General features: G+C 63.4%; 11 protein-coding genes. 1 reads left to right on the top strand and 10 read right to left on the bottom strand.

What is annotated here, in order from left to right; translation table 11 throughout:
* Nucleotides 1-41: 41 nt before the first annotated feature.
* From msrQ to FOC67_RS00880, 7 genes are all read right to left on the bottom strand, one after another.
* Nucleotides 42-650, bottom strand: coding sequence for a protein-methionine-sulfoxide reductase heme-binding subunit MsrQ (gene msrQ / locus FOC67_RS00910; protein WP_009314197.1), 609 nt, complete (start codon nucleotides 648-650; stop codon nucleotides 42-44).
* A complete protein-coding gene (msrP, locus tag FOC67_RS00905) occupies nucleotides 650-1,663 on the bottom strand; it encodes a protein-methionine-sulfoxide reductase catalytic subunit MsrP (RefSeq protein WP_003121058.1) in 1,014 nt (337 codons plus the stop codon). Before msrP ends, msrQ begins: the two co-directional genes overlap by 1 nt.
* Nucleotides 1,664-1,723: 60 nt before the next feature.
* A complete protein-coding gene (gene pssA, locus FOC67_RS00900) occupies nucleotides 1,724-2,539 on the bottom strand; it encodes a CDP-diacylglycerol--serine O-phosphatidyltransferase (RefSeq protein WP_003095061.1) in 816 nt (271 codons plus the stop codon).
* Nucleotides 2,540-2,693: 154 nt separating this feature from the next.
* Complete coding sequence (gene ilvC / locus FOC67_RS00895) at nucleotides 2,694-3,710, bottom strand: ketol-acid reductoisomerase (protein ID WP_003095066.1); 1,017 nt, start codon at nucleotides 3,708-3,710, stop codon at nucleotides 2,694-2,696.
* Between the two features lie 42 nt (nucleotides 3,711-3,752).
* Nucleotides 3,753-4,244, bottom strand: coding sequence for an acetolactate synthase small subunit (gene ilvN, locus FOC67_RS00890; protein ID WP_003095069.1), 492 nt, complete (start codon nucleotides 4,242-4,244; stop codon nucleotides 3,753-3,755).
* A gap of 2 nt (nucleotides 4,245-4,246) precedes the next feature.
* Complete coding sequence (locus tag FOC67_RS00885; RefSeq protein WP_003111348.1) at nucleotides 4,247-5,971, bottom strand: acetolactate synthase 3 large subunit; 1,725 nt, start codon at nucleotides 5,969-5,971, stop codon at nucleotides 4,247-4,249.
* Nucleotides 5,972-6,259: 288 nt separating this feature from the next.
* Nucleotides 6,260-6,532 (bottom strand): hypothetical protein, encoded by a 273-nt coding sequence (locus FOC67_RS00880; RefSeq protein WP_153514944.1) that lies wholly within the window; start codon nucleotides 6,530-6,532, stop codon nucleotides 6,260-6,262.
* On the opposite strand from FOC67_RS00880, the gene FOC67_RS00875 reads away from it, so the two are divergent.
* Nucleotides 6,522-6,974, top strand: coding sequence for a DUF4124 domain-containing protein (locus tag FOC67_RS00875; RefSeq protein WP_003095076.1), 453 nt, complete (start codon nucleotides 6,522-6,524; stop codon nucleotides 6,972-6,974). The genes FOC67_RS00880 and FOC67_RS00875 overlap by 11 nt on opposite strands.
* Nucleotides 6,975-7,081: 107 nt before the next feature.
* Here FOC67_RS00875 and FOC67_RS00870 read toward each other — a convergent pair whose 3' ends face one another.
* From FOC67_RS00870 to mrcB, 3 genes are read right to left on the bottom strand one after another with little or no spacing between them, the layout of a single operon-like run.
* Nucleotides 7,082-7,411, bottom strand: a complete 330-nt coding sequence (locus FOC67_RS00870; RefSeq protein ID WP_003111351.1) for a YqcC family protein — start codon at nucleotides 7,409-7,411, stop codon at nucleotides 7,082-7,084.
* Complete coding sequence (lpoP, locus tag FOC67_RS00865; protein WP_003095080.1) at nucleotides 7,411-8,190, bottom strand: penicillin-binding protein activator LpoP; 780 nt, start codon at nucleotides 8,188-8,190, stop codon at nucleotides 7,411-7,413. The genes FOC67_RS00870 and lpoP overlap by 1 nt, the downstream gene beginning before the upstream one ends.
* Nucleotides 8,191-8,206: 16 nt before the next feature.
* A complete protein-coding gene (gene mrcB / locus FOC67_RS00860) occupies nucleotides 8,207-10,531 on the bottom strand; it encodes a penicillin-binding protein 1B (protein ID WP_003111352.1) in 2,325 nt (774 codons plus the stop codon).
* Nucleotides 10,532-10,722 lie beyond the last annotated feature (191 nt).

Here is a 10,722-nt window from a genome sequence, read left to right as displayed (position 1 = left end):
GGGAGATAGAAACTGGCGTCAACACTTATTTGAAACTTTTATTACGAAACACCGGGACGAGTTCGAAGCCTGGGCAGGCGGCGAGCGATCGAGGGTAGCCGCAGCAGCATGAGCGACGCACCAGCCACAGCGTACAGGGTCCACTCCTCCAGGTCTGCCCGCACCACCCAGAGCATGTGCAGCAAGCCGAGCCCAAGGATCAGGTAGACCAGGCGATGCAGCTTCTTCCAGCGACTACCGAGCTTGCGCATGGCGAAGCGGTTGGAAGTGATCGCCAACAGGAACAGGCAGACGAATCCAAGCATTCCCACGATGATGTAGGGACGCTTGCTCAACTCGATGCCCAACTGCCCCCAGTCCAACCCCAGGATGAACACGCAGTAAGCGCTCAGGTGCAGCAGCACATAGGTGAAGCACCACAACCCCAACTGGCGACGCACGGCGATCCAGCCCGGCCAGCCGCTCAGCTTCTGCAGTGGGGTCATCGCCAGGGTGAGTAGCAGCAATACCAAGGCGCCCAGCCCCAGTCGATCGACCAGGGTCTTGCCCGGGTCAGGTCCGAGGGCAAAGATCCAGGCTTGGTACAACCACCAGGCCGGCACTGCCAGCGCCCCCAGGAATACCGCAAGGCGCAGATACCAGTAGCGCATCAGTAGTACTTCCTCAGATCCATGCCGCTATAAAGGGAAGCGACCTCGCTCCCGTAGCCATTGAACATCTGCGTATCCCGTACATTGGGGCTGAACAACCCACTGGGCAGGCGCCGCTCGCGAGCCTGGGACCATCGCGGGTGGTCGACCTGCGGATTGACGTTGGCATAGAACCCGTACTCGTTGGCGGCAATGCTTTCCCAGGTGGTCTTCGGCTGCTCGCGGACCAGACTGATACGCACGATGGACTTGATGCTCTTGAAGCCATACTTCCACGGCACCACCAGGCGCAACGGCGCGCCATTCTGGTTGGGCAACAGCCGCCCGTACATGCCCACCGCCAGAATTGCCAGGGGATGCATCGCCTCGTCCATGCGCAAGCCTTCCATATAAGGCCAGTCGATCACCGAGAAACCGGAGCGTTGGCCGACCATCTGTTCCGGACGCTGCAGGGTTTCGAAACGGACGAACTTCGCCTGCCCATTGGGTTCGACCCGCTTGAGCAGGTCCGCCAGGGGAAAGCCCAGCCAAGGGATCACCATCGACCAGGCTTCCACGCAGCGCAGCCGATAGATGCGCTCTTCCAGTTGGTAGGGTTTGACGAAATCCTCGAGGGCATAGGTACCCGGCTTGCCGACCTCGCCGTCGATCACCACCGACCAGGGCTCGGTCTTCAGGGCCGAGGCGTTTTCCGCCGGGTCGCCCTTGTTCGGCCCGAATTCGTAGAAATTGTTGTAGTGGGTGGCGTCCTTGAATGGCGTGATCGCCTCCCTCTGGACATCCACCGCCTGCCAGCGGGTCTGCGGTAGCTTTTCGGCGAACCAGCCCGGCGCCGGCACCGGCTCGACGCCGGCATAGCGCTGTTCGTCGGCAAAGCCCAGGCGCGGCAGGCCGCTGGCCAGCGCCAATCCGGCGAAGGAAGCACCGAGCAGACGCCGACGGGACAGGTAGAGGGTTTCGGACGTGACTTCCGACTCGGAACAGTCGGAACGGGAGGGAATCTTGATCAGCATGACGGGCTCCGCAATGACCAGCTTTGTGCCAGTAGACTACGGAGCCCGTTGGAAATTACATCAGCTCGGCTGCTTCCGGCGACGCAGCTGCAGCAGGTATTGCACAGGACCGGAGGCCGCGTAGGCAAGGAACAGCAACAGGAGGATGCGCGGCGGGTCGGTAAAGACCACGGCGAAGGCCAGCACCACGATAAGGATCGCCACGAACGGCACCCGGCCGCGCAGGTCGAGATCCTTGAAGCTGTGGTACTTGATGTTGCTGACCATCAGCACACCAGCGGCGGCGACCAGCAGGGCGACGAGGAAGGCAACCTTGGCGCCCTGGATCTCGAAATCGCTGAACGCCCATACCGTGCCCGCCACCAGCGCCGCGGCGGCCGGACTGGCCAGGCCGATGAAATAGCGCTTGTCGGCCTTGCCGACCTGGGTGTTGAAACGAGCCAGACGCAGGGCTGCGCCCGCAACGTAGATGAAGGCGACCATCCAGCCGACCTTGCCGAGGCTGCCAAGCGCCCATTCGAAGGCGACCAGCGCCGGCGCTACACCGAAGGCGACCATGTCGGACAGCGAGTCATACTCGGCGCCGAAGGCGCTCTGGGTGTTGGTCAGGCGAGCCACACGGCCGTCCAGTCCATCGAGGACCATGGCCACGAAGATAGCGATGGCGGCGTTGGCGAACTGGCCGCTCATGCCATTGATGATGGCGTAGAAGCCGGAAAACAGGGCCGCCGTGGTGAACAGGTTGGGCAGCAGGTAGATACCGCGGTGACGAACCTTCCGCCCTTCGGCGTCGTGCCCTTCTTCTATATGTTCGTCGATGGGCAGCAGGCTTTCTTCGTCGGAGGCCTTGTTCGGCTCCTCGGGACGTTCACTCATGGACAATTCCTTGGGAACTGATGGGGTACGAATATGCCGACAGCACTTCTGACTAGGAAGACAACTCCGCCGGCCCAGGCTTTATACCAGATCGCCAGGCAAGAACGAAAAAACGCGGCCGGGGCCGCGTTTCTTCGTCTGTCGCCGGAGCCGCTTAGTTCTTGCTCTTGTCGACGATCTTGTTGGCTGCGATCCACGGCATCATCGCGCGCAGCTTCTCGCCGATCTGCTCGATCGGGTGAGCGGCGTTGTTGCGGCGGTAGGCAGTCATCGACGGGTAGTTGGCCGCACCTTCGGTAATGAACATCTTCGCGTATTCGCCGTCCTGGATGCGCTTCAGGGCGTTGCGCATGGCAGCACGGGACTCGGCGTTGATCACCTCCGGACCGGTTACGTACTCACCGTATTCGGCGTTGTTGGAGATGGAGTAGTTCATGTTGGCGATGCCGCCTTCGTACATCAGGTCGACGATCAGCTTCAGCTCGTGCAGGCACTCGAAGTAGGCCATTTCCGGCGCGTAACCGGCTTCGACCAGGGTTTCGAAACCGGCCTTGACCAGCTCGACGCAACCACCGCAGAGAACGGCTTGCTCACCGAACAGGTCGGTTTCGGTCTCGTCCTTGAAGGTGGTTTCGATGATACCGGTACGACCGCCGCCGACGCCGCAGGCGTAGGACAGGGCGACGTTCTTGGCGTTGCCGGAAGCGTCCTGGTAGATGGCGATCAGGTCAGGGATGCCACCGCCCTTGACGAACTCGGAACGCACGGTGTGACCCGGGGCCTTCGGCGCGATCATGATCACGTCGAGGTCGGCGCGCGGGACGACCTGGTTGTAGTGGATGGAGAAGCCGTGAGCGAAGGCCAGGGTGGCGCCCTTCTTCAGGTTCGGCTCGATCTCTTCCTTGTACAGGCGGCCCTGGAACTCGTCCGGGGTGAGGATCATGACCACGTCGGCTGCGGCGACGGCGGTCTTCACGTCGGCAACCTTCAGACCGTGCGCTTCGGCCTTGGCCACGGTGGCGGAGCCGCTACGCAGGCCCACGGTGACGTCGACGCCGGAGTCCTTCAGGTTGCAGGCATGGGCGTGGCCCTGGGAGCCGTAGCCGATGATGGCAACTTTCTTGCCCTGGATGATCGAGAGGTCACAGTCTTTATCGTAGAAAACGCGCATGGGAATTCCCCTTCAGTAAGGCCTCGCGGGCCTGCTTTCAGTTCAGATGCTCAGAGTCTTGTCGCCACGGGCGATGCCAGTGACGCCACTGCGGACCACTTCCAGGATCGACGCAGTGCCGATGGCCTGGATGAAGCTGTCCAGTTTGTCGCTGGTACCCGCCAGTTGCACGGTATAGACGCTACTGGTGACGTCGACGATCTGCCCACGGAAGATATCGGTGGTGCGCTTGACCTCGGCGCGCTGGGCGCCCGTGGCCTTGACCTTCACCAGCATCAGCTCGCGCTCGATATGGGCGCTTTCCGACAGATCCACCAGCTTGACCACTTCGATCAGCTTGTTGAGGTTCTTGGTGATCTGCTCGATCACCTCATCGTGCCCCACGGTGGTCAGCGTCAGACGCGACAGGGTCGGGTCCTCGGTCGGCGCCACGGTCAGGCTTTCGATGTTGTAGTTGCGTTGGGAGAACAGGCCGACCACGCGGGACAATGCGCCTGGCTCGTTTTCCAGCAGCAGGGAAATGATGTGTCGCATGATCAGGTACGCTCCGTCTTGCTCAGCCACATGTCGCGCATCGCGCCGTCACGGATCTGCATCGGATAGACGTGTTCGCTGGCGTCCACCTGGATGTCGAGGAAGACCAGGCGATTCTTCATGGCGAACGCCTCCTCCATCTTCGGCTTCAGATCCTTCAGGTCGGTGATGCGCATGCCGACATGCCCGTAGGCTTCGGCAAGCTTGACGAAGTCCGGCAGGGATTCCATGTAGGAATGCGAATAACGGCTGTTGTACTGCATGTCCTGCCACTGGCGGACCATGCCCAGGGCACCATTGTTCAGGTTGACGATCTTCACCGGCAGGTCGTACTGCAGGCAGGTAGACAGTTCCTGGATATTCATCTGGATACTGCCCTCGCCGGTCACGCAGGCGACATCGTCGTCCGGGAAGTTGAGCTTGATGCCCATCGCCGCCGGGAAGCCGAAGCCCATGGTGCCGAGACCGCCGGAGTTGATCCAGCGATTGGGCTTGTTGAACTTGTAGTACTGCGAGGCGAACATCTGGTGCTGGCCGACATCGGAGGTGATGAAGGCATCGCCACGGGTAACCTCGTAGAGCGTCTCGATGACGGTCTGCGGCTTGATGATGCTGCCGTCGCCCTTGTCGTACGGGAACAACCCACGGTTACCACGCCATTCGTCGATCTGCTTCCACCAGGCAGCCTGGGCATCCTGGTTCGGGGTCTCGCCGATTTCCCTGACGATCGCGACCATTTCGGTGAGAACGCTGTCCACCGGGCCGACGATCGGGATGTCGGCCTTGATGGTCTTGGAAATCGACGCCGGATCGATGTCGATGTGGATGATCTTGGCGTTCGGGCAGAACTTCGCCGCGCCGTTGATGACCCGGTCGTCGAAACGCGCTCCGACCGCGAGGATCACGTCGCTGTGATGCATCGCCAGGTTGGCGGTGAAGCTGCCGTGCATCCCGAGCATGCCGAGGAACTGGCGGTCCGCGCCGGGATACCCGCCGAGGCCCATCAGGGTGTTGGTCACCGGCAGGTTGAGCATCTGCGCCAGCTCGGTCAGCGGCGCCGCGGCATTGCCCATGATCACGCCGCCGCCGGAATAGACCACCGGGCGCTTGGCGGCCAGGAGCATCTCGGCGGCCTTGCGGATCTGCCCCGAGTGACCGCGAACGGCCGGGCTGTACGAACGCAACTTGACCTTCTTCGGATAGGAATATTCGAACTTCTGCGTCGGGTCGCCCATGTCCTTCGGAATATCCACGACCACCGGCCCCGGACGACCGGACTGCGCCAGGTAAAAGGCCTTCTTGATCACCTCGGGAATTTCCGAGGGATGCTTGATGATGAAGCTGTGCTTCACGATCGGCCGGGAGATCCCGACCATGTCGGTTTCCTGGAACGCGTCGGTACCGACCATGTTGCTCGGCACCTGGCCCGACAGGATCACCATCGGGATGGAGTCCATGTATGCGGTGGCGATACCGGTGATGGCGTTGGTCGCGCCCGGGCCGGAAGTCACCAGCACGACACCGGGCTTGCCGGTGGCGCGGGCGTAGCCGTCGGCCATATGGGTAGCCGCCTGTTCGTGGCGCACCAGGATGTGGGTCACGTCGTGCTCCTTGAAGAGCGCGTCGTAGATATGCAGGAGGGCACCACCCGGGTACCCGTAGATGTACTTAACGCCTTCGTCGCGCAACGAGCGGACGACCATTTCAGCGCCAGATAAAAGCTCCACGTTTTCACCTCTAGAACGCTATACGGCCACCCAGGGGCGGGCGACCGAAATTCGGTTGGCTGCCCGGCAGAGCATGGGTGACGGTAGTCACCGGCTACGTCAACTGCCGATTGAGCAAACTTGGAAGGGCGCCTGGTGTTACGGAGCTCTTCCACCCAGCGCGAGGTAACGCGAAGCAGGGTGTAACTTTCGGCGCGGGTAGGCACCTCATGGTCTGCCGGAGAGGGGACTGGGTTGCAGACGGCCCGCTACAGCGAGCTTGGATTCTTCGCATTCGTCGAACGCAAGTCAAGCTTTATTCTGAAAATTATCAAAAAAAATTCCAAGGAAGCTGCCATACCCTTCTATAAAAAAGCTGATCAATGACCAAAAACAGATTTTATGGCTAGAAAATTCCGATTTAGAGCAAACTTTTCCAAAATGCCCATGATTCCCGCGAGGACTTGCCACGGCGAGGCCGTCTCCGGCGGCGGTTGTGATGCCGTGCAGCATGCCGCGCTGGCGGATTTGGTTATAGTTAGCCGCAGTTAGCGCATTCCAAGGACTCCGCATGCGACGCATGATCCTCCCGGCCAGCTTGTTGCTCGCCCTCTCCTCTTTCGCCATGGCCGCCCCGATCTACAAATGGGTCGACGCCGAGGGCGTCACCCACTTCGGCGCACAACCGCCGCAAGGTGCACAAGCGACCACGGTGAATACCCAGACCGCCCCGCCGCCGGACAACTTCCCCCTGCCCCCCTCGACCCCGGCACCGACCATCCAGCAGAAACCGGCCGATCCCGAGCAGAAGGCGATCGACGACAAGGTGAAGCAGCAAGTGGCGAAGGAAGAGGCCGAGCGCAAGCAGTTCTGCGAAGAGACCCGCAACAACCTCGCGCAACTGAAGAACAACCCGCGCGTAAGGGTCGACGAAGGCAAGGGCGAACTCCGTCGCCTCGGCGAGGAAGAACGCCAGGAGCGAATCGCCAAGGCCGAAAAGGCGATCCAGGAGAATTGCCGCTGAGGCGAACACAGCCCCGTCCCGCAGCATGGGGCTGACCCGGCTCTCCGCTTTGCTTGAAGCAAAGAAAAACCCGGCCTGTAGCCGGGTTTTTCTTTACTGCCGAAGCTTCATGACGGCCCGCCGATCAGCCGGTCGAACTCGCCAAGCGCCGCCAGCAGGCCGGCGACTTCCTCGCCACGCTGCGCATAGGCCACCTCGGCCATGGCCAGGATACCCGAGGCTTGCGGCAAGGCGCTGTCGCTTTCGAGAATCAGCTTCATCCGTGGCAGGAAGATCCATTGCAGCCATTGCTCGAGCGCCAGCGTATCCACGCAGAACGGCTCGGGGCTGGCCAGCGCTTCCGGGGCGGGGCTGCTTTCGCTCCACCAGCCGAGGGCACGCAACTCACGCTCGATCAGCAACAACTGGTCGGCCAGCGCATAGACCCGTCGATCCATCAGGAGCTGACCTTGGCCTTCTGCCGGGCCAGCGCAGCGCCGGCGGAGTCTCCCTGCTTCTCCCGAGCCTGGGCGATCAGTTCCCAGAGCCCGGCCTGCAAGGCCGGCCGGCCATTGGCGTAGCTCAAGCCACGGCGCGCGACCTGCTCGGCCTGGGCCGCATCGCCCTGGGCCAGGCGCACCTGGGCCAGGCGATAGAGCACCTGCGGCTCGCGCGGAGCGATGCGCTGGGCTCGCTCGAGGCTGGCGGCGGCGCTGTTCAGGTCGCCGCTGCCCTGCTGTTGCTGGGCGGTTGTGAGCATCGCCAGGACCGGCCCGTCCAACTGCTCGTCGGCCGCCAGGCTGCCGGCCGAGCCGGAGGCCGGAATGCCGGTGGGCGCGGAACGACTGGCGCCGCTGGGCGGCATGTTGTAGCTGCCACCCAGCGGTGGCGTGGAGGCGCTGCTGGGCGGAGCCTGGTACTGGGTGCCGGTGCCGAGCGGAGCGCTGCTGATCGGCGCGGCGCCGGACTGCGCCGGGAAAGTCTGGATCGGTGCGGAATTGGCGCCCTGCGGCACCATCACCACCACACCGGAGTCGCCGCCCTGGGGAATGCCCTGGGTGGCGGCGCCTTGCTGGGTACGCGGTACCTGGGTACGGGTGATGCGGAAACCGCCGCTTTCCTGGTTGGACACCGGAGTACCGGAATCCACCACCGGGATCGCCCCGTGCTGCGGGCTGGCGCAGCCCGCGAGCACGGCACTGCCGGCAAGCGCGGCGAATACGAAAATCTTCTTCACGTCAGGTCCTCTCGGATCAATTCAGCCAGCCACGTACCCAGTCCATCACCTCGCCGGCGGGGTTCTGGCTCCCGCAGCCTGGGCCCTGGGCGGGCTCGCTGCCACGAATATAGGGCATCTGTACGGCATTCGGGCAATCCGCCGCCGAGCCCTGCCCGGTCTGCGCGTCGACCCAGGCCATCACCACGTTCTCCGGCATCGGCATTTCCAGCGATTGCGGATGCGCCTTGCGCATGAAGCTGGCCCACACCTGCAAGGCACCGGTGGCGCCGGTAAGCGGCGTCTTGCCGTTGTCGTCGCGACCGAGCCAGACCACAGCCTGGAGGTCGCCGCCGAAACCGGAGAACCAGCTATCACGCGAGTCGTTGCTGGTGCCGGTCTTGCCGGCGAGGGTCAGCGACGACGGCAATTGACTGTACACCGAACGCCCGGTGCCTTCGCGCATGACCCGCTGCATGGCGTTCTGCACCAGGTAGACGGCGCCCGAGTCGAAGCGCTGTTCGACCTGGAACGGATAGCGCTTGAGCGGCTGGCCGTCGGCAGTGAGGACGCTGCGGATCCCCCGCAACGGCGTGTTGAAGCCGCCGCTGGCGATGGTCTGGTACATGGTGGCGACCTCCATCGGACTGAGCGAACCGGCGCCCAGCAGCATCGACGGATAGGCCGGCCAGTCACGGTTGATACCCAGCCGGGCGACGGTCTGCAGCACGTTGGGCACACCGACGTCGAGGCCGAGCTTGGCGGTGGACAGGTTGTAGGAGTTTGCCAGGCCCTGGTACAGGAAGATCGTGCCATGCGAGCGCCGGTCGTAGTTCTGCGGTCGCCAGACCTGGCCGTCCTGGCCTTTCACCGCGAAGGGCTCGTCCTGCACCCAGGTGGTCAGGGTGTACTTGCTCGGCCGCTCGAGAGCGGTCAGGTAGACCGCCGGCTTGATCAGCGAACCGATCGGCCGCACCGCGTCCAGGGCCCGGTTGAAGCCGGCGAAGCGCGGGTCGCGACTGCCGATCAGGGCCTGGATCTCGCCGGTTTCCGGATTGGTCACGACCATCGCCGCCTCGACCTGGTCGACTCCCTTGCGCCCACTGAGGCGCTTGAGCGTTTCGTTGACGGAGGTCTCGGCCTTCTCCTGCAGGATCGGATCGAAGCTGGTGAAGATGCGCAGCCCTTCCTCGGTCAGGTCCTCGTCGCGGTAGTCCTGGCGCAACTGGCGCTTGACCAGGTCGAGGAAGGCCGGATAGGAGCTGTCGGCCATGCTGCCCTGCCGGGTAACGCCGAGCGGGCGCTGCTTGGCGGCGTCGACTTCCTGCTGGGTCGCCACGCCCTGCTCGGCGAGCACGTCGAGCACCAGGTTGCGCCGCGCCAGCGCACGATCCGGGTAACGCCGCGGGTTGAAGTAGGACGGTCCCTTGACCATGCCGACCAGCAGCGCCACCTGGTCGAGCTTGAGCTCGGCCAGCGGCTGGCTGAAGAAATACTGGCTGGCCAGGCCGAAGCCATGGATCGCTCGTTGCCCATCCTGGCCGAGGAACACCTCGTTGAGATAGGACTCGAGGATGTCGCGCTTGTCGTAGTGCAGTTCCAGCAGCACCGCCATCATCGCTTCGTTGATCTTGCGGCTCAGGCTGCGCTCATTGCTCAGGAAGAAGTTCTTCACCAACTGCTGGGTCAGGGTGCTGCCGCCCTGGCGCAGCTGGCCGGCCGTGGTGTTGACCCACACCGCCCGGGCCACGGATTTCAGCGACACGCCATGGTGGTTCCAGAAGTCGCGATCCTCGACCGCGACCAGGGTGTCGATCAGGTAGGTCGGCACCTGGTCGAGCTTGACCAGGATACGATCCTCATGGTGCGCCGGATACAAGCCGCCGATCAGCAGCGGCTCAAGGCGCGCCACCGCCAGTTCCTTGCCGTTGGCCTGGCTCAGCCCGCTGACATAGTTGCCGTTGAAGCGCACGCGCACGCGCTGGGCCGGTTCCGCGCCTTCGTAGAACTGGAAGCCACGGGTATTGAGTTCGACCGCGCTGGCCGCCACCGATACGGTTCCAGGGCCGCTCACGCTGGGCTCGCGACGGTAGCCGAGGGCGTCGAGTTCGCGCAGGAAGTCTTCCCTGCTCAGCTTCAGGCCGTTGAACAGCTCCAGCGGGCGGGCATAGACCTTCGCCGGGATGGTCCAGCGCCGGCCGGAGAATTTCTCCTGCACCACGGCATCGAGATAGATGGCGAAGCCGGCGAGGAGCACCAGGCCGACGAGGCCGAGCTTGAGGGCCCAGCCGAGCCATTTGTTCAGGCCGGGTGCCGGGCGTGCTTTGCTGTTACGGGAACGGGGGGATCGGGGACGCGTCATGGCGGCGCATTATACGTACTTTATCCACAGCGGACAGACACCGCATCGGCGGCATCCACGGTCTGCGCGGCCCCGGTGGATAGGCGCGGCGGCAGCGCGGCGCATTCGACCGGCGATCCGGCAAATGGTTGCTATCCGCCAGCGAGGTTTGCACTGTCACCCCTTCCCGCCATAATGCGGGTTTTCGCATA

The sequence above is a fragment of the Pseudomonas sp. FDAARGOS_761 genome, from assembly GCF_013343155.1.
Classification (GTDB): Bacteria; Pseudomonadota; Gammaproteobacteria; order Pseudomonadales; family Pseudomonadaceae; genus Pseudomonas; species Pseudomonas aeruginosa.
The sequence above is the reverse complement of the archived record's forward strand: the minus strand, read 5'-3'. Positions and strand labels throughout refer to the sequence as shown.

What these genes read in the sequence shown, in the direction of transcription:
- msrQ (WP_009314197.1), bottom strand. Translation starts at nt 650, where the DNA reads ATGCGCTACTGGTATCTGCGCCTTGCGGTATTCCTGGGGGCGCTGGCA.
- msrP (WP_003121058.1), bottom strand. Translation starts at nt 1,663, where the DNA reads ATGCTGATCAAGATTCCCTCCCGTTCCGACTGTTCCGAGTCGGAAGTC.
- pssA (WP_003095061.1), bottom strand. Translation starts at nt 2,539, where the DNA reads ATGAGTGAACGTCCCGAGGAGCCGAACAAGGCCTCCGACGAAGAAAGC.
- ilvC (WP_003095066.1), bottom strand. Translation starts at nt 3,710, where the DNA reads ATGCGCGTTTTCTACGATAAAGACTGTGACCTCTCGATCATCCAGGGC.
- ilvN (WP_003095069.1), bottom strand. Translation starts at nt 4,244, where the DNA reads ATGCGACACATCATTTCCCTGCTGCTGGAAAACGAGCCAGGCGCATTG.
- FOC67_RS00875 (WP_003095076.1), top strand. Translation starts at nt 6,522, where the DNA reads ATGCGACGCATGATCCTCCCGGCCAGCTTGTTGCTCGCCCTCTCCTCT.
- FOC67_RS00880 (WP_153514944.1), bottom strand. Translation starts at nt 6,532, where the DNA reads ATGCGTCGCATGCGGAGTCCTTGGAATGCGCTAACTGCGGCTAACTAT.
- FOC67_RS00870 (WP_003111351.1), bottom strand. Translation starts at nt 7,411, where the DNA reads ATGGATCGACGGGTCTATGCGCTGGCCGACCAGTTGTTGCTGATCGAG.
- mrcB (WP_003111352.1), bottom strand. Translation starts at nt 10,531, where the DNA reads ATGACGCGTCCCCGATCCCCCCGTTCCCGTAACAGCAAAGCACGCCCG.